This is a genomic window from Natrononativus sp. DTA114 (genome assembly GCF_059736515.1).
In genome coordinates this window covers 429935-453493 of record NZ_JCASSN010000003.1, presented here as the reverse complement: position 1 = coordinate 453493, position 23559 = coordinate 429935, and the positions used below count along the sequence as shown (strand labels likewise).

Here is a 23559-nt window from a genome sequence, read left to right as displayed (position 1 = left end):
CGGTACGGTTACTCGAGCCACGCCTCGATCACCCGAATCCGCCCTCGCGTCCCCTCCCACTCCGTCTCGTACTCGAGATTGAGCCGCCTCTCCATGTGCGGCCCGTCCACTACCAGCGTCTCGAACTCGCCGCCCTCTCCGAGGATATGAACCCCGTACCGCTCGTTGAGTTCCTCGAGTTCCGAAAGCGCCGCCTCGTCGAGGGTGCGCCCGAGCCAGGACTCGTCGAGGCCGCCCGCCGCGACCTGGACGATCAGAATTTCGAATCCGGCCTCGAGCATCGCGTCCGCGAGTTCCCGCGGCTCCTCGCGCCACAGCGGCGCGTAGAGGTCACAGCCCAGGCGCTCGCACATCCCCTCGATCCGGCTCGACTGGTACTCGCTCTCGACGGCGCCCGCCGTCACGCCCGCGATACCGCCCTCGAGATCCGCGTCGAGCTCTCTCAGAGCCGCCTCGAGGGGCTCGAGTTCCGCGTCGCCCTGGTCGCTCGAGTTCGTCGCGGCCTCAGCCTCGAAGTCGTCCGGCTCGACGTCGACGAGCGGAATCCCGATGCTCTCTGCGGCCAGCGCCGCCAGCTTCGTCTCGGGGACGTGATACATGTAGGAGTCGCCCGCGGGGTGGACGGTGACCAGCCGACGGACGTCGAGGCCGGCCTCGAGTGCCCGGTGAACCGCCCACGAGGAGTCCTTACCGCCCGAAAAGAGTCCGATCCACGCACCGTCTGGGTCGTTCATGTGATGAGCTACGGTGACGCGAATAAAGGAGTGACGAGTCCGAGCGAGCGCTCGGCGCCGCGAGAACGGGACGAAACGAACCGGCTCAGTGCTCCGGCTCCCGACCGCCGTCGGTAACCTCCGACTCCGAGCCGCCGCTCGACTCCGGGGCCGCGAGTTCCGTCTCGGAACCGCCGTCGCTGACCCCCTCCTCGTCGGCCGTCGCCCCAGCGAAGTAGGAGGCGATCCGGACGCCGACGAGACTCAACAGCACCGCCGCCGCGACGTACAGACCGAGGCGGTTGCCGGGCGCGAGCGTGAAGCTGTCGACTGATAGCGGCGCGACCGTGATGTCGGGAACGACGACCGGCTCGATGACGTTCTGGGCCTCGAGGAAGTACGCCGAGAAGCCGCGAACGACGAGGCCGATCGAGACGACGATAAACGGCAGGTTGAGATAGGAGCGCCGCAGCGGCCCCTCGCCGATGAGTTCGTCGAGCAGCCGCCCCGCGCTGGCGGTGAGCGCGGCCATCGCCAGCCACGGGACGCTATCGAAGGCGAACTTCACGGCGGGGATCACCACGCCGTCGGTCTGCGTTTCGGTCAGTCCGGAGACGCCGAGTGCACCCGCGAAGAGCCCGACGAAGGTGAGCCCAGCCGCGACGACGTAGGTGACGACCGACACCTGCCCCGTGTACAGTGACTCGCGGGTCCGTCGAGCCAGTCCCGTGAGCAGTTCGTCCACGCTGAAGCCCTTGTAGAGTAAGAAGAGGCCGATGACTGTCGTGATGGTTGCCGCTCCCTCGGCGGTGCCGAACTGCATCGCAAGCACCGGAAACACGAGCAGCGTCAGTCCGAGCGGAACGAGGATGGTCTGGCGCAGCTCCTCGTCGGCGAGGAACTGTTTGAGCAGGTAGTACGTCGACTCGATGTCCCGCGCCTGGCGGACGACGACCCGGTCGACGCTGTCGACCCGGACGCGGCTCTCGACGATCGGCACCAGCCGCTCGTCCTCCGCGCTGTCGATCACCACGACGGCCGACTCGGGTTCGTACTCGCTGATAAGCTCGTCGAGTTGGCGGGCGACCGACCGGTCCGCGCTGACCATCGAATCCCGGTCGCCCGAGACGACGGCGACGACCGTCTCCTCGTCGTCGTCGCGAAGGCTCTGGGCGACACGAAGTGTCTCGAGCAGCGAATTGACGCTCGAGTCCTCCGGATCGGCGAGGCCGACGTCGGTCACGAGTGCACGGACCGCCTCCCAGCCGACGACTGGCGAGTGCAGACCGGTCTTCCGGCCGACGTCGTCGGTCCGGTCGAGACAGACCACCAGCGTTGTCACGGTGTCCGATGCATTCCGCGTGACGATAAAACCACGTACTCGTTCGACGCTGCGTCCGGCGATCGCTGGCAGTCACGCGAGAGTCATACTGAAGAGGATCGGCTCTGAACGATCGTATGCACATGTCGATGTGTGCCTGTGTGGTGGTGTTCCACCTACCATCCACTCACCACACAGCCGCTTCCGCTCCATGGAAGCACTCTTGGATTAGAGAACGGCTTTCTTAAATGGTTGAGCTTGCGTGATACTGCCCGGCGATATCCTGCGGGGACGACAGCTCCGCCGCTCAGGTTCGAAGTCGAAACCCGCGGTCTTCGGCGACGCTCGAAATGCCGGCCCCGAAGGCGTAGGCAACCTCGCTGGCGCCAGCGCCCATGCGCTGCACCAGCGGCCGCGACGGCTCGAAGGACTCGACGGTAACCTCCTCGGTGTCGAGGCGATCGGCCAGAACCGACTCGAGTTCCTTGCGCGTTCCGAGTTCGTCGACGAGCCCCAGATCGTGGGCTTCACCGCCGAGATACACCCGCGCCTCGGTGTCGCGAACGAGTTCGGGATCGAGATCTCGCCCCTCGCTCACCCGCTCGACGAAGTGATCGTAGTAGTCGTCGGTCAACCCCTGTAGATACGCCCGCTCGTCGTCGTCCATCTCCTTGAGCGGGACGCCCGCGTCCTTGTACTTCCCCGCGGCGAAGCGCTCGTACTCGAGGCCGACTTTCTCGGCGAGTTCGCTCGCGTTGACCCGCGAGCCGATGACGCCGATGGAGCCGACGACGCTCGCGTCCCGCGCCCAGAGTTCGTCACAGCCGCTGGCGATCCAGTAGCCGCCGCTCGCACAGAGGTCGGTCGCGTACGCGACGGTCGGCCCCTCGAATCGCTCGGCGGCGAGTTTGATGTCGTCGCTGGGGACGACCTCGCCGCCGGGCGTGTTGAGTTTCAACAACAGCGCCTCGACGCTGCCGTCGTCGTTCGCCCGGTCGATCTGCTCGACGATGTCGTCGGCCGGCGTCGATCGGGGGCTCGAAGGGAACGGCCCGCCGCCGCCGTTTCGCGTGATCGGCCCCTCGACGGCGACTTCCGCGACGTCGTACCCGGGGAAGGCCGACGACGCGAGGTTGCCGACCACACGGATGCCGACGAGCAGTGCGACGAGTGCGACGAGCACCCCGATCAAATCGGTGAGATCCTGCGGATAGACGACGAACAGGCCGACGATCACGGCGGCGAGTAGCAACGTCCCACCCAGGACGAGTGCGAGTCTGGCGATTCCACGGCTACTGACCACGGCTGACACCTCGAGGCATGCCAATTCTCCGGTTGTTCGACTGTTAAGCGTTGAGGTTTTCCCTCGAAACGCCCTGACTGAACTGATCTATCGCATGCACCGTTTTAGTCGGCTTAAGTCCGGGTTTCGGGTGTAGAATATTATCGCGATAACTTCGGGCTATTTCTCAAGTAACGTTGTACGTCGACCAGAGAAGAGGGTACCACTTTCTTGCTTACTTTCCCGTCTGTCTGGACCATAGCCACAGAGCGAGATTTGTGACGACAATGCTGATAGTCACAACCGCTCCAAAAAACAGTGTGACCTCATTTTCGAGTACGATAAGTGTCACGACAATACCGACAGCTACTGCGACTCCAGCCACCGTTCCTCTTCTCGAAGGGCTGCGATGTAATACCGTCACGATAGCTCCAGAAAACGCACCGAGTACTCCCGGAATCGGAGCGATGGCACCACCAGTAACCACCCATCCGTAGCTCGCGAGAAGTGCTGCAAGAGCTGCGCCCGCGGTAAGTACTCGGTTCATGTCTATAATCACATCATATTTTGTGATGGGTCAGGGTATATAGAATTCTTGTATATGAGTGTGGGGAATACGCTTCAGGCTAGGAATGCTCCCCACATTGTCGGTCATGCCGTTGGTTACACCATGGCAGATATTCGAGTAGCCAGTGAACCCACGATGACAGTCCCACGCTCCCCACGTCATTCGCGTCCCAGACGGGCTAATGTGATCGAGGAAGAGAACTGCGATTGCGTGACAACCGACAGCGCCTACGACGGCTCCCACTGGACCACCAAACTTGAAACCTACGATCGCACAGATAGCAGCTTCTAGTCCACCAGCAGTCAACTCATCTACGGTTTCGCCGAGTTCAATTGCCAGATAGATCTCCTGATGAATCTGGTAGCGGATGTTACTACAATCACCGACCCACTCGTGGCCGCCGTCGCTCTGTGTAATGATTTCGTCGTGACCCTCAGGGCTAATTTCTTCTCCGTTGATGCCCAGTGCTTGAGGCGTCATCGTGTCAATCGAATCTGTGGACACTGTGTCCATGTAGACAGACCCAGTGTCCTTTTCGACCCACACGATATAGGCGTTGTCGCCGTGTTTGTGTACCGTGACGCGATATTCATCGGTTTCCCGAACGACTTCTACGTCACGGTTTTCGGTGGCTTCAGCCTCGTTTGCGGCTGCTGCGTATGGGAATGTGCCGAGAGCCCCAATCCCAACGCCTGTTTTTCTAATCACCTTTCTTCGTTTGATATCCTTCGACATCAGTTAGATATCTATAGTTATCATATATATATTATGGTTGTGGCCAATGGTTAGAGCAGTCTGCCGCGTCTCACAACGGAGTAGAACGACGAAAGGCCGTTATCAGGAACAAATTCAACGATAAAGGAGTGGACAATTGCTTGAGAGACGTTCATTTTGCACTTCGCTCAATAGGATAAATTGAGGACCGAAACCGAGGCAGATTGAAAAAGAACTGTCGACTTAGAGCAGCCCCGTCTTCTGGAGCTTCATCAGGTCCTCGGTGTCGAGGGTTTCGCCTTCCTTGAACTTCTGATAGATTTCCTCGGCTTCCTCCTTGGCCTCCTCTTTCTTCTTGTCGCGGGCGGACTTGCGCTGCTTCTCCTCCTGCTTGTCCATCTCGCGCAGGCGCTTCTGGACGCGGACGAAGTCCTCGTGGTGGCGGTCGGCGGCCTCCTGGGCCTCGACGAAGCTCTCGTGCATGTCGTCGGCCTCGTCGCGGACGTCGTCGGCCTCGCGGTAGGCCTCGATCATCTGGTTGTGATGTTCCTGGGCCTTGTCCGCCAGTTCGGTGACCTCCTGGTGGTGCTGGGACGCCTCGGAGCGTACCTCTTCTGCCTCCTCGACGAGCTCCTCGAGGTCATCGTTCTGCTCGAGCTTTCCCTTGCGGTCGGCGTACTCCTCGCGCTTGGCCTCGATCTTCTCGATGAGTTCGCGCTCCTCCTCGGTCGAGAGCACTTCGGTCTGCTGTTTGAACTCGAGTTGCTCGATCTCCTCTTCGAGCTCCTCCAGGTCCTTGCCCTCGTCGAGCTCCATATCCGATTTGAGCTTCTCGACGCGGTCGAACAGCTTGTTGGCCTCGGCGTTGAGCTCGTTGCGGCTCTCCTTGTGCTCCTGGACCTGCTCGTTGAGCTCGTCGCGCTTCTCGCGGTGCTCCTGGGCCTTGTCGACCTTCTCGCGTGTTTTCGCGTTCAGGTCGTCGCGGCTGGATGCGCGCTCGGAGGCCATCTGGTTCAGCTCGTTTCGCCGGTCTCGCAGCTGACCGGCCATCTTGATGAGCTGTCCTTTCGATTTGTTCTCGAGATCGTCCTCTGTGAGTTCTACGTTTTTCGATTCGTCTACCATGTGTTAGTAAACCCTCTGTTCCATACCCGCACCGGTGACAGCGTTCGCTCGTGACCTGCGAAACCTCGGTGAGTAAGATTTCCTGTCATTGGTCATCGAGCGATACACGCCCCGGCGGCGTTCTGGTACCGGTAACTACTGGCGCCCAATGTTTAAATGTACCGGTCGCCGAATCCGTGAAAACCGTTAGCAGGCGGCTCCTTCTCGTGTGTAACGCACTCACACAGAACGGCGTTAGAATATAAACCACCTGGGTAGCGCATCGGACCTCGGCCATCACTCACAACCATCGGCAATTGACTTCGAGCTCAGAACAGGTTCTCGAGGCGGTCGTCGGCGAACTGTTCGGCCGGATCCGCCCGCTCGTCGTCCTCGGCTCGCTGTGCCCGGCGGGCACGCTCCATGAACTCGTCGATCCGGTCGGATCGCTCGGCCCCGCCGAGGAGCACCAGCGCCGCGAGCCGGTCGCTCTCGAGCGGGAAGTCCCCGCCGCGGACCTGCATGCTGCCAGTTTCGTCCTCGAGCCAGCGCCGGGCTCGCTCGACGCCCTTCCGGGAGATCCGGTCGGGCTGGCCGGCGATCACCAGTAGAGCGGCCTCGGCGCGCGTCGCATCCGGCAGACTGGTTCCCGTCAACAGGGCCTGCCGCGAGACGGACATGACTGTATTGACGTTCTCGGAGCTCTCCTCCGCTCCAACGGCGCTGGCGTACCCGAGCGTCGAGATGCCGCCCGCACGGAGGGTGTTGATGACCTCGCTCGAGTCGACCACACTCTCGCCGACGCCGTCGATAGCCTCACCGGAGGCAAAGAGCAGGCCGACGCGCTGGGCGATCTTCGCGTTGATCGATTCGAACGCCGAGTCGACGCTCTCGCCCTGTTCGTGCCAGGCGTCGTTGTCGACCAGCAGGGTGGAGTCGGCCTCGCGAGCGAGGGTCTTCAGCGAGCGCCCGGCGTTGGCCTGGTACAGCGAGCCCTCGTTTCGTCCCGGCAGGATTCCCAGGGCGTAGATCGGGATATCGTAGACGCGCTGGAGTTCGTGAACCAGGACCGGTGCGCCGCCGCTGCCGGTGCCGCCGCCGAGGCCGGCGACCACCCAGATCGCCTCCGCATGGGAGGTGACGTGGCCGTCGAGGGAGGCGAGAACCTCCTGGGAGTCCGATTTCATGATCTCCGCGCCGAGTTCGTTGTCGGCGCCGACGCCGTGACCGTTCACTCGATCCTGACCGATCAACTGCGTCTCGGCGAACTCGAGACCGGAAAGGTCGGCCGTCGCGGAGTTGATCGCGAGCGCTCCCTGCACCGCGTCGAAGCCCATCTCCGCGTCGAACTTCGTCAGCCGTTCCGTTACCTTACCGCCTGCCTGACCCACACCAATCAGGGCGACTTTCATAGCCACGTCCTCTCAGGCGATCAAGTTGAACGTTCCGAATGTGTGCGTTGCTAGTAACTCTCGCTCGCCGACCCGTCTCGAGATGGGATCTCGGTCGGAGCACGAGAGCGCCCGCAGGCGGCTACAGCATGTAGTCGTGCTCGCCGTCCTCGCTCGCCAGGAACGCCTCGAGGAGGTCGATCGTCGCCGCGATGTCGTCGACGTGGGCCGTCTCAGTGACGGTGTGAAGATAGCGCGTCGGAATCGAAATCGCGCCGACCGGCTTCGCGCCCGCGGTGTGCTGGAACCCCGCAGTGTCGGTGCCGCCCGCGGGGAGGACCTCGAGCTGGTAGTCGATTCCCGCCTCCTCGGCGACGGCTTTCATCCGCCGGTGGACCTTCGGGCTGGTGATGACGCTCGAGTCCTTGAGCTTGATCGCGGTTCCCGCGCCCAGTTCGGTGACGTACTCACCTTTCTTGAACGTCGGAACGTCGTTGGCGACGGTAACGTCCAGCGCGACCGCCAGGTCGGGGTCGACGTCGACCCCGAGGGCGCGTGCCCCGCGGAGGCCGACTTCCTCCTGAACCGTCGCACAGAAGTGGATCGTCACCGCGGGGTCTTCGAGACGCCGGGCGGCCTCGAGCATGGCGAACAGACAGACCCGGTCGTCGAGCGCCTTCCCGGTCACCGTCTCGCCGACCCGCTCGGTGGTCTGGTCCATCGTCACGAGGTCGCCCGGCGAGATCCGCTCGCGGGCCTCCTCCCGGGAGAGGCCGACGTCGACGTAGACGTCCTCGACCTCGGGGGGTTCGTTCCGGTCCTCCTCGTCCAGGGTGTGCGGCGGCGGCGAGCCGATGACTCCCGGCAGGTCGCCGCCCTCGGTGTGAATCGTCACCCGCTGGGCCTTCAGCACGCGGGCGTCCCAGCCGCCCAGCGCGTCGAGTTCGAGAAAGCCCGCGCCGTCGTCCTTCCCGCGGACGTGGCGCACCATGAACCCGATCTCGTCCATGTGAGCGGCGATGGCGACCGAGTAGTCGCCCTCGCCCTCGAGCGTGCCGACGACGTTGCCCATCGCGTCGGTGCGAACGCGGTCGACGCTGTCTTCGAACTCCCGTCGAACGAGGTCGCGCACCTGGTCCTCGTAGCCGGGGACGCCGCGCGCTTCGGTTAGCTCCGTGAGCAGTTCGTCGTCGAAGTCGACCGCTGTGTCCGTCATGGTAGGACCTGTGAAACCAGCCCTCATAAACGCCCGGATACCGGCGCTGCGCCCCGATAACAGTGGTTATTGCCGATCGACCGGTTGGACAGTCAACCGCGGAGTATTAAGCGGTCGATGGGCTAGAAGGAGGTATGAGCGACGTACGAGTCGCCGGTGTCGGTGTCACGCCGTTCGGAAACACGCCCGAGCGGACGGGCCGCGACCTCTTCGGCGAGGCGAGTATCGAAGCCTTCGAGGACAGCGGGGTGTCGCGGGCGGACGTCGAGGCCGTCCTCTACGGCAACTTCATGGGTGAACTGTCCGAACACCAGGGCCACCAGGGACCGCTGATGGCCGAAGCCGCCGGCGTCACCGCGCCGGCGACCCGGTACGAGGCCGCCTGCGCCTCGAGCGGCGCCGCCATCAGAGACGCCGTGTTTCGCATCCGCAACGGCGAGAGCGACGTTATCCTCGTCGGCGGCGCAGAACGGATGACGAACCTCGGCACCGCGGGGGCGACGGAGGCGCTCGCCATCGCCGCCGACGACCTCTGGGAAGTCCGCGCGGGAATGACCTTCCCCGGCGCCTACGCGCTGATGGCCCAGGCGTACTTCGAAACCTACGGCGGCGAGCGCGAGGACCTCGCCCACGTCGCGGTGAAAAACCACGAGAACGCCCTGAACAACGACAAAGCGCAGTACCAGCGGGCCATCGAGGTCGACGACGTCCTCGAGGCACCCACCGTCTCGACCCCGCTCGGTCTCTACGACTCCTGTCCGATCTCCGACGGCGCGGCCGCGCTCGTGTTGACGAGCGAGGAGTACGCCGAGGAACACGGCCTCGAGGCACCCGTTTCGATCACCGGCACCGGCCAGGGCGGCGACCGAATGGCCCTCCACGACCGGAAACACCTCGCGCGCTCGCCCGCTGCCCGCGAGGCCGGCGAGGAGGCCTATGCCGACGCCGGGATCTCCGCGGGAGACGTCGACGTCGCCGAGGTCCACGACTGCTTCACCATCGCCGAGGTGCTCGCGATCGAGGCGCTCGACCTCGAACCCGTCGGCGAGGGGATCTCGGCGGCGCGAGACGGCCGCACCACCGCCGGCGGCGACACCCCGATCAACCTCTCGGGAGGACTGAAGGCGAAGGGCCACCCGGTCGGCGCGACCGGTGCCTCCCAAGTCGCCGAACTCACGAAAGTGCTGCGCGGTGATCACCCCAACAGCGAACACATCGACGGCGTGACCACGGGCGTCGCCCACAACGCGGGCGGAACGGTTGCCTCTGCACTGGTCCACGTTCTGGAGGTACAACAATGAGCGAGGGTATCCGAAACGCCGGCTTCGACGACTGGCTCGACGCGACCGAGGCGGGCGAGGCGTACTACCTCGAGTGCGAGCGGGGCCACGGCTCGCTCCCGCCGCGGCAGGTCTGCCCGGAGTGCGGTTCAACGGTGCTCTCGGAGGAACCCCTCCCCGAGACGGGCGAGATCGAGACGTTCACCGTCACGCACGTCCCGACCCCTTCCTTCGAGGACGACGCCCCCTACGCGACCGCCATCGCGGCGTTCGGCCCGGTTCGGATCACTGGACAGGTCGCTGGAATCGAACTCGAGGAGATCGAAGCCGGTCTGACGGTCACGCCGGCGGTCGACGTCTCGGAAACCACCGGCGACCGCGTGGTCTGCTTCCGCGTCGAATAACGATCGGACGGCCATTCGGTTCCGGTAACGGTCGGCCGGTGAGTTACGCCCGCTCGAGCAGCCGCTCTACCCTGTCCTCGAGCGCCGAAAACGCCGCCTCGCTCACCGCGTGGCCCGTCTCGGGGCTTCGCAGTTCGGTCACGTCCCCGCCGAGTCGCTCGAGACACTCGCCGGTCGCCCGGAACCGCCCCTCGTCGACGTGTGGGTCGTCCTCGCCGGCGGCGAGCAGGACCGGCGTTCCCTCGAGCCCCCCGTGTCGCGCTTCACTGCGGCTGTTCGGATCGGGACCGAGAGCGGTTCCGGCGACGAGCCCCAGCCCCCCGTACCGTTTCGGCCGCCTGATCGCCGTCTCCGCCGCGACGGCCGCTCCCTGGGAGAAACCGACGAGCAGGGTTCGCTCGGCGGGAACGCCTGCCTCGCGTGCGCTTTCGAGCGCCCGATCGACCGCCTCGACCGCCGAAGAGGTCCACGGCTCGTTCGCCTCGAGCGGGGCGTCCGCGGCTCGCGGGAACCATCGACCCCGCTCGGCGGCGGGGGCGAACACGGCGACGCCGCGGCGGTACAGCGGCTCGAACAGGTTCGTTACGCCCTGGGCGGTCGCGCCGCGGCCGTGGAGGGCGACGACGGCGACCTCGGCGGCGCGGGCAGGGGCGCCGCTGATCAGGAGTTGCTGCCCCCCGTGCGGGTCCACGTCGGTGAAATCGGGGCTCACGACTCACTCACCCGGTTAGCTCGTCGTCAGGCCCGTCGATTCGGGGCGAGCGAAGCGCCGGAAGTTGCGATTCGATCAGTTCGCGGTCGTCCTCGAACCGCGGCGGGAGGTAGCGTTCGGGGGCGGGCGTCGCCGCCTCGAGTCCCGGTCCCTCCGTGGCGAGTTCGATCAGGACGCCGCCCGGTTCGCGGACGTACAGCGAGTGAAAGAAGTGCCGGTCCTTGATCCGGGAGACGTCCTCCCCCCGGTCGCGGAAGTAGTCGTGCCACTCGAGCAGTTCCTCGCGGTCCGACGCGCCGACGGCGACGTGGTGGATCGTTCCGGGACCCTCGCGCCCGAACCTGGTTTCGCGGTCGAGGAGGTCGACGACCGCATCCCGACCACCCGGCACGCGGTAGCGAACCCTGTCTTCCTCCTGGCCGACCCGGTCGAATCCGAGCGTCTCGAGGACGCTCGCGGTCGCGTACGGGTTCGCAGAGAGCGCCGACACGCCGGCGAGCCCCCGGATCGAGGCGTGATCGGGGATCGGCCCCTCGAGTCGCGGTTCCGGCGGCGCCGCCGTGGCGACGAGTTCGACTCGCGTTCCGTCCGGATCGCTCGTCGAGAGCGCTCGTTCGTCGAACCGGTCGGTCGGCCCTTCGACGGCGTGTCCCGCGGCCTCGAGTCGGTCCGCCCAGTACTGCAGCGAGCCCTCGGGAACGGCGAAACCGATGCTCGCCACCTGCGGTTTTCCGAGCCGACCCGGGTCCGCCGCTGGCGTCGGAAAGAACGTCACGACGGAGCCCGGCGCTCCCGCGTCGTCGCCGTAGTAGAGGTGGCGCATCAGCACGTCCTCGAAGTTGACGGTGTGGACGAGAAACCGAAGGCCGAGCGTGCCGGCGTAGAAGTCGACGTTCGCCTGCGAATCGGCAGCGAGGCCGGTAACGTGGTGGAGGCCCCGAACGTTCGAGCGTGGCATCTACCTGCCTCTTCGGCGGGCGATCGAATAACGGTTGTGCGGCCTCTGGCCGCTCTCAACCCTCGGCTCGAGGCAGCTCAGCCCGCAGGTACTCGACGAACTTCTCGGGGTGTTCGGCGTGGGGGAGCAGCGTCGCGTAGTCGACGACGACGAGGTCGCAGTCGGCCGCGTCGGCCAGCTCCCGGCCCTCTCGCAGGGGCACGAGTTGCGCGTCGCGACCCCAGACGAGCGTGACCGGCGTCTCGAGGGCCGCGAGTTCGGTCTGGAGGTCGAAGTCGGGCTCGAGGGTCCCGGAGGCGAAGGAGGCGGGGGCGAAGCGGGCGCCGGGCTGGTGGGCGCTGCGCCAGGCGTACTCGACTTCCTCCTCGTCGATTCTGGCGGGGTCGTAGTAGCCGTCGCGGTCGTAGAAGTACCGGATCGAGGGCTTGCTCGCGAGCGCGTTGAACAGCGCGGTGCCGAGGACGGGCGTCCGGAGCAGCGTCCGCAGCCACGGGCGGTACTGGGAGGTCTCGCCGGTGGGGCAGACGAGCACCAGTCGCTCGAAGTCGGTTTCTCCCGCCGCGTCGACGGCGAACGCGCCGGTGATCGAGGAGGCCAGCACGATCGGTTCGTCGGCGACGTCGCTCGCGAAGTCGCGGATGAACTCGGCGTACAGCCCCGACGAGTAGACGAGCGGCGGCCGATCCGACCGCCCGAAGCCCGGAAGATCGACGGCGATCACGCGGTACTCTTCGGCCAGGTCTTCGAAGATGGGCGCAAACTCGTGGCTGCTCGCCCCGGCGTGGATTCCGTGGAACAACACGATTTCGGGAGCCTCGGGGTCCCCCGCGACCGTGTACCGGACGTCCATCCCTCGCCAGCGGTCGGTTCGTTCGACCCCCGGGAGCGGGTTGTCGAGGGGTCCCGCGCGGTTCGCGAGCAGGCGGTTTCCGAGAACGGCGGCGCCGGCAGCGCCGACGGCCGCCCCGAGTGCAGTTCGGAGTCTCATAGCCGAGGTTCAACAGCGACGGCCTTAGTCCTGCGGTTCGTCACACTCGCTCGGCGTTCGCACCTATTTCGACATCGACTCGAGGGGCTCCGACTCGAGTTCCCCGAGACAGTCCTCGACGGGTGCCAACACGTCCGAGACGAGCGTGTACGGGTCCGTCTCGCCGGCCCGCACCGCCTCGGCGAGGTCGTCGACGCCCCCGGCGGCCGCGAGTTCGGCCTCGAGCAGCCCGTGGACGTCCTCCCTGAGCAGGGTGCGGATCTCCTCGGCGTAGCGCCGGCGGCTCCGGTCGGCGAGTTCGCCCGAGCGCTCGAGGTACGCGTAGTGGTTCGCGAGTTCGTCGATGAATTCGTCGACCCCCGTCGCCTCCGTCGCGACGGTTTCGACGATCGGCGGCGTCCAGTGATCGGCTTCGTCGGCCGGCTCCTCGGGTTCGTCCGCGTGGTCGTCCATCACACCGGGACCGTGGTGACCCGAGCCGCCGCCGAAGCCGCCGCTCTCGCCGAGTTCGATCATCTCGGTGAGCTCCTGGACGGTTCGGTCGGCGCCGGGACGGTCGGCCTTGTTGACGACGAAGACGTCGGCGATCTCGAGGATTCCAGCCTTAAGCGTCTGGACGGAGTCGCCCGACCCCGGCGGGACGAGCACCGCCACCGTGTCGGCCGTGCGGACGATGTCGATCTCGTTCTGGCCGGCGCCGACGGTTTCGATGATGATCTTGTCCTTGCCGAAGGCGTCCATCGCTTTGACCGCATCTGCCGTGGCGGTCGAGAGCCCGCCGAGCGTCCCCCGGGCGCTCATCGAGCGGACGAAGACGTCCATGTCGCCCACGGTGGAGGCCATCCGGATCCGGTCGCCCAGCACTGCGCCCCCCGTAAACGGCGAGGAGGGGTCGATCGCGATCACGCCGACGGTTTCGCCGCGCTCGCGGTAGGTTTCGGCGAGCTTGTCGACCAGCGTCGACTTTCCGGCGCCCGGACTGCCCGTGACGCCGATCACCTCGGCGTTGCCGGTGTGGGCGTACAGTTCGGAAACCAGCGCCCGATACCCCGGCGAGCGGTTCTCGATCTTCGAGATCGTTCGCGCCAGGGCGCGGTGTTTTCCCGAAAGCAGGTCCTCGAGCAGGCGCTCGTCGTCCCCGTTCAGTTCTCGGTCGCCGGTCATCGCTCGGGCGCGTTCTCGCGGACGAACTCGATCGTCTCCTCGATCGACGTGCCGGGGCCGAAGACGGCCGAGACGCCCAGCTCCATCAGTTCGGCCTGGTCCTCCTCGGGGATGACCCCGCCGACGAGGACGAGCGTGTCGTCTTTGGCGTCGTACTCCTCGAGACCGTCCATGATCTTCGGGACGAGCGTGCTGTGTGCCCCGGAGAGGATCGAGATCCCGAGGACGTCGACGTCCTCCTGGACCGTCGCCTGGACGATCTCCTCGGGTGCCTTGTGAAGCCCGGAGTAGATGACCTCGAAGCCCGCATCCCGGAAGGCGCGTGCGATGACGTGTGCGCCGCGGTCGTGGCCGTCGAGGCCGACTTTCGCGACGAGACACCGGATCGATCGCTGTTCCTGTTCGCTCATACTCCTCCGTTCACCAGCCTGCTGTTTGACTGTAACGGAAGTTTGTGGGGTTGCGAGGGAGAGACACGCTCGAGGTGAGCCCCGGAAACGAGCGCTCGAGCCGAACCGCGGCCTCCTACTCGAGGCGGAAACGCAACCGCTCCTCGTCGCTGCCGGCCGTCTCCCGGCCCGTGATCTCGAGCGGTCCGATCTCGCCGGTCGAGGCGACGTGGGTGCCGGCGCAGGCGACCCGATCGAACGGCTCCTCGGCGTCGCCGATCTCGACGATCCGGAGTTCGGTGATAGAGTCGGGCAGCAGGTCGATCCGCGTGCGCTCGGTGTCGAGTTCGGCCTCGGCGATCTCGCGGTCGAGTTCGTACCACCTGACGGGGAGGTCGGCCGCGATCAGTTCGTTCAGCGCGCCCTCGATCGCCTCGAGATCCGGCTCCTCGAAGCGGTCGTACGCGCAGTCGAGGCGGGCCCGGTCGGCGTAGATCTGGTTGCCGGTCGTGGCCGCCCCGTAGTGCTCGAGCAGGTGTGCAGAGAGCAGGTGCTGGGCGGTGTGATAGCGCATGTGCGCCTCGCGGCGCCCCCAGTCGAGTTCGCCCTCGACGGTCGCACCCGCGGCGGGCGGCTCCTCGCCCTCCGCACACGACAGGTGGTGATAGATCGTGTCGCGTTTCTGGACGTTCTCGACGCGCCACTCCCGGTCATCGAGGCGAAGCACGCCCGTATCCGCGGGCTGGCCGCCGCCCTCGGGGTAGAAGAGGGTCTGATCGAGAACGACACGATCGTCGACGACGCGCTCGACCGTCGCCTCGAACCGGCGGCGATCGGAGTCGGTGAGATACCGGGGTTCGGTCACGCTCGAGTGCACGCGGCGAGGCGGTATAATTCGGCCGATCGCGGTCGTGCTGGCGGTCGTCGTCTCAGGGATTTCAGGCGAACCAAAGGCTAAAGAGTGGAACGAACCAACATTCCTGTAATGACTATCGCTCGTATACTGCGGAGGGATCTCTCGTGGGCGTCGAGATAAAAGAAACGACCGTCAGCGACGTCGAGTTCGAGGCGATGAAAGGGTTCGTCTTCGAGTATCTCGCCGCCAGCGTCGAGAACGAAGACGAAGGCGGACGGATGCGGTGGTATCCGTGGCACTCCGCGGAGTACCGCCACAACCACATCTTAAACGTCGTTTCGCTGGCCGAAGAGATCGCCGAGAAGGAGGGCGCCGACGTCGACGTCACCCGCGTCGCCGCCCTCTTTCACGACGTCGCCAAGCTCGAGGCCGACCAGGAACTCCACGCCGAGGCCGGCGCTCGCGTCGCCCGCGAGTATCTCGAGTCCCGCGGGGAGTACCCCCAGTCGTTCGTCTCGCAGGTGACCCGCGCGATCGAACACCACTCCTACCAGGGGACGCTGTCGGATCTCCCGCTCGAGACCCAGTCGCTCATCGAGGCGGACCTGCTCGACAAGATCGGCGCCAACGGCACCGCGCTGATGCTGCTGCGGATGGGGTACGAGGCCCGCACGCACATGGAGTCCGACGAGATGGTCGAACGCGTCCTCGAACGGGGGCGCGACGCCGCCGCCCGCGTCGAGAGCGACACTGCCGAGAGCATCGCCCACCAGCGGCTCAAGCGCGTGGTCTGGTTCAGCGAGTGGCTCGAGGACGAGATCGCCGGGATGGGCGACTAGAGCAGGCCCGTCGCCCCGATCCAGGCGAACAGCAGACCGAAGCCGCCGAGAACGACGGCGCTGAGCGCGGCGACCAGCGGCGCGACGGCGTCGACGCGTTCGCCCGCCCGAACGAGGGCGGCCGGGTAGACGACGACCCACAGCGCGATGCCGCCGAAGAAGCCGGCGAGCAGCGCGGGGCTTCCAGTCCGGACGACCAGATCGCCGACCAGTTCACCGGCCAGCGAGTCGATTCCCGCGGGGAGGTGTGCGGTCAACGAGAGCGTCCCCGGTCGCACGAGACCGACCCCGACGGTCAGCCAGAACGCGAGCTGGTAGGGGTTCGTCAACGAGAGTGCGAACGCCTTCTGAAAGCCCGTCGCGGTTCGGCCGACCTCGCTGCCGGTGAACGAACTCGCTGCTCTCGCGTCGCGGGCGGCCCCGTACGCGAAGTAGAGCATGAGCGCGCCGCCGACGAGGAAGAGGAGCTGCTGAACGGTCCGGTTCCCGCCCAGCAGCGCGGCGACTCCCGCGAACGTGAGGACGAAAAACAGCGCGTCGGCGAGCATCGCCCCGACGCCGGCCCAGAAGCCTGCGTGCCACCCGCGAAGGACGCTCTCCTCGGCGATGATCGCGTTCATCGGACCCGGCGGCGCGGCGAGGGCGACGCCGAAAACGACGCCCGCAACCGCGGAGACGAGGAGGGAGGTCACTGGTGGTACTCGAGTGAGTGGCGGTGAAAAGTATCGCGGTGTTCACCGACCGGGGATAGTCCGCTGTCGGTCGACACTCGAGAGCCGGGCGATCGGCCGCCACGGGAGTTCTCAGTCGAGGAGACCCGGCGGGAACCGACAGCCACAAGGGCCGGCGATCTGCTCGGTCGGCCCGGTCATCGAAATCGTAAGTATTCGCTCTCCACAGTCCGGACAGCGCAGGTGAGACGACTCCTCCTCCCGAGATCCGGTATCGCCGTTCATCGCCGGTCACCGCTCGAGTGAGCCTCGAGTGACAGCGCTGTAGTTGGCCGGCGAACCCACGGTCGTTCGGGACTGTTACTGTCCGGTGGTATGTACCAGATCATGACTTTCGAAGCGTGCGAGCCACGATTCGGGTGTCGTCCCACCCGGAACGCGGTCGGTAGTGTCGTAAACAGTGACTTCCGTACTGACAGTTTCGTCGTAGGGAACTTATAGTTACTGGCGTGACAGAAACCGCTGTGGCCGGGGGTCCGTGTTAATCCTCAATATGCCCTAGTATCCCTTGGCTACAACACTTATATGCGAGTTCGTGATTGGACAGTGCATGTCTTCTGACTCTACGTATGTTCCCAAGGCGTGTGCGTACATCACACGCAACGACGACGAGCTGCTGGTGTTCGAGAGCCCCACGGACGACCGCCTCCAGGTGCCGAAAGGAACGATCGAAACCGACGAAACCCCTCGCGAAGCCCTGTTTCGCGAGGTCGCAGAGGAGAGCGGTCTCGGCTCGCTGGCCGCCGTCGAGCCCGTTGCCAGCGACGTCTGGCGGCGACGGGAGGGACGCTGGTACGTCCGGCACTTCTTCCGTACGACGGTCCACGAACCGCGCGACGCCTGGACTCACGTCGTCACCGGCGCGGGCGAGGAACGCGGCCGCGAGTTCGCGTACTCCTGGATCGATCTCGACGCACTCGAGAGCTATGAGTTCGCGATGGATCTCGACGACTACGCCCCGCTGCTCGAGGCCGAGTCGATGCCCCAGCAGTGGCCGACGCCGTCCGAACGCGTCACGAGCGACTGATCGAGCCGAGCACGACGCCCATTCTCAGCGATAACAGCGCTGCTCGACGCGCCGATCGTACAGCTTCGAGAGGAGCGCCGTTACCGGGCCCGACTCGAGCTCGAGGCCATCGACCGCTGTAACGGGCCGGAGCTCCCACGTCGTGTTCGTCAGAAACACCTCGTCGGCCTCGCGGACGTCCGCCAGCCCGTACCAGCCCTCGTGGACCGGAATCTCGGTTTCGGCGGCCAGTTCGAGGACGACCTCGCGCGTGATTCCCGGGAGCACCGGACCGTCCGTCGTCGGCGTATGGAGGCCGTCCTCGCGGACGAAGAAGACGTTGCTCGTCGCCCCCTCCGCGACGTGGCCCTCGAGATCGCGCATGAGCGCCTCGTCGGCGTCGTACAGCTCCCGGCGGGCCAGAATCCCGTTGAGGTAGTTGTGGGTCTTCGCGTCGGACGGGATCGATTCGTCGGGGATTCGCCGAGTTTTCACCGTCTGGACCGTCGCGGGGTCGTCCCAGACCGATGCGCCCTCGAGCCCGCCCCGGGGAAGCGGCTTCGCGTAGACGACGACGGTGGGGTCGACCTCCGGGGCCGGCGTCAGTTTGCCGGGCTGAACCCCGCGCGTGATCGAGAGTCGCACGTAGGCGTCGGCGAGATCGTTCGCCGCCAGCGTCTCGTCGATTCGTTCGCGGAGATCGCCACGGGAGAGTCCGTGCTCGAGGCCGAGGGAGTCACAGGTGCGCTCGAGGCGGTCGGCGTGGGCGTCCCACTCGAAGAGCCGGCCGCCGTAGGCGCGAAGCGTCTCGAAGGCGCCGTCGCCGTAGCGAAAACCGCGGTCGTCGACGCTGACGGTCGCCTCGCTGGCCGGGACGAGTTCGCCGTCGACGTGATAGCGTCGGTCCGTCACGCCCCGTCGGCCTCCGTTCGCGCGTGGTCGGCCGCGAGGTCACAGAAGTTCGCGACCATCCGTTTGCCGACCGCCAGCGAGATCCGCTCACCCTCGCCGAGTTCGCCCCTCGAGCGTTCAACGTCCGTTCGCGATCCGGTCTCCGCTTCGCGCGTGAGGATGCTCTCGGGGTGGAACTGCACGCCGACGTGGGGGTTCTCGCGGTGGCGCACCGCCATCAACACGTCCCGCTCGTCGGCCGTGCTCGCGGTTTCCGCCAGCGAGTCGGGGAGGTCCGCCCGGTCGACAGACAGCGAGTGGTACCGGCCGACCTGGATCCGCTCTGGCAGTCCCGCGAAGATCCCCTCGCCGTCGTGGGTGACGACCGAGGGCTTGCCGTGGACGACATCGGGTGCGTGTCTGACGGGTGCACCGGCAGCGGCACACAGCGCCTGGTGACCCAGACAGACGCCGAGGATCGGCAGCTCGGACTCGTCGAACAGCGGGATCGAGATCCCGGCCTCGGCGGGCGTTCCGGGACCCGGCGAGATCACGACGCCCGTCGGTTCGAGCGCGCGAACCTCCTCGAGGGTGATCACGTCGTTGCGGCGGACGATCACCTCGTCGGCGACCTCGCCCACGTACTGGACGAGGTTGTAGACGAACGAGTCGTAGTTGTCCACGACGAGAATTCGCGTTTCGGGCGTCATGGGTCACCCCCGGAGCCACCGTCCGCCGCGTTCGATCCGCCGTCCGACTCGAGCCCCATCCCCGCCCGCTCGCCGAGCGCGGTGTCGATCGCGGTGATGAGCGCACGAGCCTTGTCAAGGGTTTCGTCGTACTCGCGAGCGGGCTCGGAGTCGTGGACGATCCCCGCCCCTACTCGCAGGTGGTACTCCTCGCCGTGGCGAACGAGCGTTCGAATCACGATATTCAGGGTCGCCCGCCCGTCGAAACCGAAGATCCCCATGCTGCCGGTGTACGGCCCCCGCCGGGTCTCCTCGAGTTCGTCGATGATCTCCATGGTGCGGGGCTTGGGTGCGCCCGTAATCGTCCCCCCGGGGAAGGTCGCCGCGATCGCGTCCGAAAGCGTCGCCGCCGGCCGGAGCCTGCCGGTAACGTTCGAGACGAGGTGCATCACCTCGGAGTAGCGGTCCACGCGGCGGTACTCCGCGACGTCGACGCTGCCGTAGGCACAGACCTTTCCGAGGTCGTTTCGCTCGAGGTCGACCAGCATCGCGTGCTCGGCGCGTTCCTTCTCGTCGCCCAGCAGGTCGGCCTCGAGGGCGTCGTCCTCCGCCGCCGTCCGTCCGCGGGGGCGAGTCCCGGCGATCGGTTCCGTCCGAACGAAGTCGCCGTCGCGCGCTCGCGGAGGCTGTTCGCTCGCGGGTCGTTCCTCCCCGCTTGCGTCACCGAGGTCCTCACGCCCTCCGGACCTCGCAGCGCTCGAGTACGAGGACGGTCGCTCCTCGTACTCCAGCAGTAGCTCGGGGCTCGCACTCACCAGATCCGCCGAGCGGAACTCGAAGAGCCCGGAGTAGGGTGCCGGGTTCACCCGCCGGAGGGCGTCGTAGGCGGCGACGGGGTGGACCGCCGCCGGGGCCTCGAGGCGCTGGGAGATGTTCGCCTGGAAGGTGTCGCCCTCGCGGATGTACTCCTTGACCCGGCGGACGCGGTCGGCGAACGCCTCGCGACCGCAGGCGCTCTCGAAGGTGGCCTCGGGCGCCGAAACGGGCGGCTCGCCGACCGTCGGGTCGCCCTCGATGGCGCGCTCGGCGAGTTCGAGCGCACGGTTCGTGCCCCGCTCGTAAGCGGACTCCAGCGATGCTGGATCGTCGGGGGCCTCGAGTCGGGGACAGGCGGTGATCCGCAGAAGTACCCCGTCACCGCTCGCGTCAGTGGCCTCCCAGGCCGCCAATCGGTCGTAGACCCCGACCTCGAGACGGGGCAACCCGCGGTCGTCGACGGCCGCCGCCGGTCCCTCCAGGGTCTCGAGTTCGCGGGCGACGTCGTAGGAGAGCCAGCCCACGGCGCCACAGGGGTAGGGGACGTCACAGTCCCCGCGGACGACCGTCTCACCGGCGAGCAGCCCCTCGAGGGCGTCGAGCGACGGTGAGTTCGACTCGGAGTCGCGACTGATCGCGTCCGGACCGACCGTGAGTCGATCGACGGGGTCGCAGCCGAAGTATCCCCAGCCGGCCTGGCCGCCGGTGGTTTCGAGAAAGACGCCACCCGGGCCGTCGCGGGCTCGGCGATAGGCGAGAAACGGGTCGGAGACGGTGAGGCGGACCTCGACGGGGACTCGAGCCCCTGCGGACGCGGCCCCGGCGGCGCGTCGAAAGGCGTCGACGTCCGTCACCACGCGCGGCTCGTTCATACGGGAAACAGGAGATAGCGGCCTAACGCTCTTGCGATTCGCGCTCGCGTCGGTGATGGAGCCAGGAGAGAACGCGGGCGGTGAGTTACCGGACCTTCGCGCGGTCGATCCAGCCCTGGATGCGCGTCTCGGAGATGTCGGTTCCCGCCGCGAGCGCCGCCGCGTCGGCGGTTGCGAGGTCGCTGACGGTCTCGACACCTTCGGCAGCAAGCCGGTCGGCGTAGGCGGGACCGATCCCCTTGATCGAGTTCACCGGTTCGCTCTGGACCTCGTTGGGTTCTTTCTCGGCCTCCGGGACCGCGTCGGTCGCCGTCGGTCCCGTCGCCTCGGCGGGCTCGGCGGCCGACTCGGACTCATCTGTCGGCTCGGTCATCGAATCGGTCGAGGCCGCGGCGCTCGAGCCGGCGGCCGCCGCCTCGTCGCCCGCAGGCTCCGCCTCGTCGTCCTCGGACTCCGCTGCGCCCGAGGGTTCCGGTTCGGCGGACGGTTCCGGCTCGGCGGATGGCTCGTCCGGCGTCGTTCGCTCGCGTTCGACGGTGACGCCGACGTCTCGAGACTCCCGTGGCTCCGACTCTGAATCGTCGATCCCCAGCAACGATTTCAGCTTTTGGAGGATTGCCATTACCCGTAGGTAGTGCGGTCATTGGCCTAAAGTCGTTTGATCCTCGAGAGCGACGCCAAAACGGCGCCGTAGCGCCGCCTCGGGCGCCAAAACCGTCAGAGGCGTGACCGAAGCGCCCCGTTCATCGCCGCGACCGGCGCCCGCTCACCGGTCCAGCGCTCGAGGGCGTCCACTCCCTGGTAGAGCAGCATCCAGGCGCCGTCCACCGTCGTCGCGCCGGCCGCCGCGGCGTCCCGAAGCAGTCGGGTCTCGAGCGGGCGGTAGACCGCGTCCATCACCGCGAGGTCGGCGTGCAGCGCCTCGGCAGGAACCGGCGACGCGTCTTCTTCCATCCCCACGCTGGTCGCGTTCACCAGCAGGTCCGCGCCCGCGAGCAGTTCCGCCACCGACTCGAGGTCGTGGCCCGTCGCCCCGGGCACCTCCTCGGCCAGGCCGCGTGCGCGTGCGACAGTGCGGTTCGCAATCGCCACGTCCGCCCCCTCGTCGGCCAGGCCGAACGCGACGGCGCGGCCGGCACCGCCTGCGCCGACGACGACGGCGCTCGCCCCCTCGAGGGCCACGTCGTGCTCCCGGAGCGCGCGGGTCGCCCCCGCGGCGTCGGTATTGTGGCCGGTGGGTGCGGCTCCCGAGAAGTCGATCGTGTTGACCGCGCCGATCCGGCGGGCGAGACCGTCGGGATCGACGTGAACGAGGATATCGCGCTTGAACGGAATCGTTACGTTCAGCCCCGCGATCCCGAGGGCGTTCGCCCCCGTGAGCGCCGCCTCGAGGTCGTCGGGTTCGGGTTCGAACGTGACGTACCGGGCCTCGAGTCCCAGTTCGTCGTACGCCGCCTCGTGCATCGGCGGCGACAGCGAGTGACCGACGGGGTTGCCGAGTAGACCGTAGACGTCCATACCCGCTATCGGAACGGCGACGGTATAATCGAACCGCCCGCGGCAGCGCCCTCGAGAGTCGATCCAGTCTGTACCGGCGCCCTCGAGAGCGTTTCCGCCTCCAGCGGTGCCCGCAGGCCATCCGTCCTCGCCGATCGGACCGAACCCGGACGGCTTATGCCGGTCTCGGGACAACGTCGGCCCATGCTCGAGGGCGTCGGTTTGTACGTACTGCTGCTCCTCGCGGGCGTCGCCGCCCTCTACGGCGGCGCGGAACTCCTGGTGGCGGGCGCCGGCCGACTCGCCCTCGGCCTCGGCCTGCGGGCGGCGACCGTCGGCGTGACGGTGATCGCCCTCGCGACGACCGCTCCCGAACTGTTCGTCGCCACGATCGGCGCGCTCGACGTCTCCGGCGACATCGGCCTTGGCGCGATCGTCGGCTCGAACATCGCGAACATCGGCCTCGTCCTCGGCGTGGCGGCGCTGATCCGTCCGCTCCAGGTGGCGCCGGTCGTCCTCCGCCGACACGTCCCCTTCATGCTGCTCGCGGCGATCCTCCTGCTGGTCTTCGGCGCGAACGGCCGGATCGGCCGGCTCGAGGGCGCGCTCTTCTTGCTCCTTCTCGCCGGCTTCACGGTCTACCTGCTGTACTACGTCAACGCCGACCCCGCACCCGCAACGGACCGCCCCGACGCGAACAACGGGATCTCCGCACGAGCCGTCGCGCTCGTCCTCGCGGGGCTGCTCGCGCTCGTCGTCGGCTCCCGCTGGCTGGTCACCGGCGGGGTCGGGCTGCTGTCGGCGATGGACGTCCCCGATCTGGTGATCGGGCTCACCGTGCTCGCGCTGGGGACCTCGCTGCCGGAGCTGGCGGCCTCCGTTGTCGGCGCGCTCCGCGGCGAAACCGCCTTCTCGATCGGCAACGTCGTCGGCTCGAACATCTACAATATTCTCGCCGTTCTCGGTATCGTCGCGATTGTCGTGCCGATCCAGGTGGCCCCGAGCACCCTCCGGTTCGAACTTCCCGTCATGGTCGGGTTCACCCTGTTGCTCGTCGGGATGATGGCCCGCGGGAGGGAACTGGGGCGCGTCGACGGCGCGGTGCTCGTCTGTGGCTACGTCGTCTTTCTCTACCTGTTGTTTCCGTGAGCGACGGCT

The 23559-nt window shown here is 66.7% G+C and carries 25 protein-coding genes; 5 read left to right on the top strand and 20 right to left on the bottom strand.

All coding sequences use genetic code 11. From position 1 onward, the window contains the following. Positions 1 to 8 precede the first annotated feature (8 nt). From AC6I6S_RS12355 to AC6I6S_RS12325, 7 genes are all read right to left on the bottom strand, one after another. Entirely contained in the window at positions 9 to 734 is a 726-nt protein-coding gene (locus tag AC6I6S_RS12355; protein ID WP_497950482.1) for a diphthine--ammonia ligase, read from the bottom strand. Between the two features lie 85 nt (positions 735 to 819). After that, positions 820 to 2055: a DUF373 family protein gene (locus AC6I6S_RS12350; protein ID WP_497950480.1), complete on the bottom strand. Its 1236-nt coding sequence runs from the start codon at positions 2053 to 2055 to the stop codon at positions 820 to 822. Between the two features lie 286 nt (positions 2056 to 2341). Next, entirely contained in the window at positions 2342 to 3337 is a 996-nt protein-coding gene (sppA, locus tag AC6I6S_RS12345) for a signal peptide peptidase SppA (protein WP_497950478.1), read from the bottom strand. Positions 3338 to 3893: 556 nt separating this feature from the next. Beyond that, complete coding sequence (locus tag AC6I6S_RS12340) at positions 3894 to 4619, bottom strand: hypothetical protein (RefSeq protein ID WP_497950477.1); 726 nt, start codon at positions 4617 to 4619, stop codon at positions 3894 to 3896. 222 nt (positions 4620 to 4841) lie between these two features. Continuing rightward, positions 4842 to 5723, bottom strand: coding sequence for a coiled-coil protein (locus AC6I6S_RS12335; protein ID WP_497950476.1), 882 nt, complete (start codon positions 5721 to 5723; stop codon positions 4842 to 4844). A 308-nt stretch (positions 5724 to 6031) separates the two neighbouring features. Continuing rightward, complete coding sequence (locus AC6I6S_RS12330; RefSeq protein WP_497950474.1) at positions 6032 to 7114, bottom strand: tubulin/FtsZ family protein; 1083 nt, start codon at positions 7112 to 7114, stop codon at positions 6032 to 6034. A gap of 121 nt (positions 7115 to 7235) precedes the next feature. Then, a complete protein-coding gene (locus AC6I6S_RS12325) occupies positions 7236 to 8309 on the bottom strand; it encodes a M42 family metallopeptidase (RefSeq protein WP_497950473.1) in 1074 nt (357 codons plus the stop codon). A gap of 134 nt (positions 8310 to 8443) precedes the next feature. On the opposite strand from AC6I6S_RS12325, the gene AC6I6S_RS12320 reads away from it, so the two are divergent. Continuing rightward, a complete protein-coding gene (locus AC6I6S_RS12320; RefSeq protein WP_497950472.1) occupies positions 8444 to 9610 on the top strand; it encodes a thiolase domain-containing protein in 1167 nt (388 codons plus the stop codon). Further along, complete coding sequence (locus AC6I6S_RS12315; RefSeq protein WP_497950471.1) at positions 9607 to 9993, top strand: Zn-ribbon domain-containing OB-fold protein; 387 nt, start codon at positions 9607 to 9609, stop codon at positions 9991 to 9993. The genes AC6I6S_RS12320 and AC6I6S_RS12315 overlap by 4 nt, the downstream gene beginning before the upstream one ends. A 43-nt stretch (positions 9994 to 10036) precedes the next feature. Here AC6I6S_RS12315 and AC6I6S_RS12310 read toward each other — a convergent pair whose 3' ends face one another. The 6 genes from AC6I6S_RS12310 to AC6I6S_RS12285 all read right to left on the bottom strand — a co-directional run bounded on the left by AC6I6S_RS12310 (position 10037) and on the right by AC6I6S_RS12285 (position 15069). Beyond that, the gene (locus AC6I6S_RS12310; protein ID WP_497950469.1) at positions 10037 to 10705 is read right to left on the bottom strand and encodes an alpha/beta hydrolase; all 669 of its coding nucleotides are present in this window, start codon (positions 10703 to 10705) and stop codon (positions 10037 to 10039) included. A 7-nt stretch (positions 10706 to 10712) separates the two neighbouring features. Next, complete coding sequence (locus AC6I6S_RS12305; RefSeq protein WP_497950468.1) at positions 10713 to 11663, bottom strand: VOC family protein; 951 nt, start codon at positions 11661 to 11663, stop codon at positions 10713 to 10715. 55 nt (positions 11664 to 11718) lie between these two features. Beyond that, positions 11719 to 12651: an alpha/beta fold hydrolase gene (locus tag AC6I6S_RS12300; RefSeq protein WP_497950467.1), complete on the bottom strand. Its 933-nt coding sequence runs from the start codon at positions 12649 to 12651 to the stop codon at positions 11719 to 11721. A 63-nt stretch (positions 12652 to 12714) separates the two neighbouring features. Continuing rightward, positions 12715 to 13815, bottom strand: a complete 1101-nt coding sequence (meaB, locus tag AC6I6S_RS12295; protein WP_497950466.1) for a methylmalonyl Co-A mutase-associated GTPase MeaB — start codon at positions 13813 to 13815, stop codon at positions 12715 to 12717. Continuing rightward, positions 13812 to 14225: a cobalamin B12-binding domain-containing protein gene (locus AC6I6S_RS12290; RefSeq protein WP_497950464.1), complete on the bottom strand. Its 414-nt coding sequence runs from the start codon at positions 14223 to 14225 to the stop codon at positions 13812 to 13814. The genes meaB and AC6I6S_RS12290 overlap by 4 nt, the downstream gene beginning before the upstream one ends. Before the next feature lie 115 nt (positions 14226 to 14340). Further along, the gene (locus AC6I6S_RS12285) at positions 14341 to 15069 is read right to left on the bottom strand and encodes an alanyl-tRNA editing protein (RefSeq protein ID WP_497950463.1); all 729 of its coding nucleotides are present in this window, start codon (positions 15067 to 15069) and stop codon (positions 14341 to 14343) included. Positions 15070 to 15224: 155 nt separating this feature from the next. Between AC6I6S_RS12285 and AC6I6S_RS12280 the strand changes: the two genes are divergently transcribed. Further along, positions 15225 to 15899 carry an HD domain-containing protein gene (locus AC6I6S_RS12280; protein WP_497950462.1) on the top strand — a complete coding sequence of 225 codons (675 nt, stop codon included), beginning with the start codon at positions 15225 to 15227 and terminating at the stop codon, positions 15897 to 15899. On the opposite strand, the gene AC6I6S_RS12275 is transcribed toward AC6I6S_RS12280, so the two are convergent. Both AC6I6S_RS12275 and AC6I6S_RS12270 read right to left on the bottom strand, forming a co-directional pair. Next, the gene (locus tag AC6I6S_RS12275) at positions 15896 to 16591 is read right to left on the bottom strand and encodes a LysE family translocator (RefSeq protein ID WP_497950461.1); all 696 of its coding nucleotides are present in this window, start codon (positions 16589 to 16591) and stop codon (positions 15896 to 15898) included. The genes AC6I6S_RS12280 and AC6I6S_RS12275 overlap by 4 nt on opposite strands. Before the next feature lie 111 nt (positions 16592 to 16702). After that, a complete protein-coding gene (locus AC6I6S_RS12270) occupies positions 16703 to 16855 on the bottom strand; it encodes a hypothetical protein (RefSeq protein WP_497950459.1) in 153 nt (50 codons plus the stop codon). Between the two features lie 325 nt (positions 16856 to 17180). Between AC6I6S_RS12270 and AC6I6S_RS12265 the strand changes: the two genes are divergently transcribed. Beyond that, a complete protein-coding gene (locus tag AC6I6S_RS12265; protein WP_497950458.1) occupies positions 17181 to 17657 on the top strand; it encodes an NUDIX hydrolase in 477 nt (158 codons plus the stop codon). A 24-nt stretch (positions 17658 to 17681) separates the two neighbouring features. Here AC6I6S_RS12265 and AC6I6S_RS12260 read toward each other — a convergent pair whose 3' ends face one another. The 5 genes from AC6I6S_RS12260 to AC6I6S_RS12240 form a co-directional block, all read right to left on the bottom strand. Further along, a complete protein-coding gene (locus AC6I6S_RS12260) occupies positions 17682 to 18548 on the bottom strand; it encodes an aminotransferase class IV (RefSeq protein ID WP_497950456.1) in 867 nt (288 codons plus the stop codon). Next, positions 18545 to 19237, bottom strand: a complete 693-nt coding sequence (locus tag AC6I6S_RS12255; RefSeq protein ID WP_497950454.1) for an anthranilate synthase component II — start codon at positions 19235 to 19237, stop codon at positions 18545 to 18547. The genes AC6I6S_RS12260 and AC6I6S_RS12255 overlap by 4 nt, the downstream gene beginning before the upstream one ends. Then, positions 19234 to 20904, bottom strand: a complete 1671-nt coding sequence (locus tag AC6I6S_RS12250) for an anthranilate synthase component I family protein (RefSeq protein ID WP_497950452.1) — start codon at positions 20902 to 20904, stop codon at positions 19234 to 19236. The genes AC6I6S_RS12255 and AC6I6S_RS12250 overlap by 4 nt, the downstream gene beginning before the upstream one ends. A gap of 85 nt (positions 20905 to 20989) precedes the next feature. After that, the gene (locus tag AC6I6S_RS12245; RefSeq protein WP_497950450.1) at positions 20990 to 21526 is read right to left on the bottom strand and encodes a helix-hairpin-helix domain-containing protein; all 537 of its coding nucleotides are present in this window, start codon (positions 21524 to 21526) and stop codon (positions 20990 to 20992) included. Positions 21527 to 21621: 95 nt separating this feature from the next. Next, a complete protein-coding gene (locus AC6I6S_RS12240) occupies positions 21622 to 22422 on the bottom strand; it encodes a shikimate dehydrogenase (RefSeq protein ID WP_497950448.1) in 801 nt (266 codons plus the stop codon). Positions 22423 to 22605: 183 nt separating this feature from the next. On the opposite strand from AC6I6S_RS12240, the gene AC6I6S_RS12235 reads away from it, so the two are divergent. Continuing rightward, the gene (locus tag AC6I6S_RS12235) at positions 22606 to 23550 is read left to right on the top strand and encodes a calcium/sodium antiporter (protein WP_497950446.1); all 945 of its coding nucleotides are present in this window, start codon (positions 22606 to 22608) and stop codon (positions 23548 to 23550) included. Positions 23551 to 23559 lie beyond the last annotated feature (9 nt).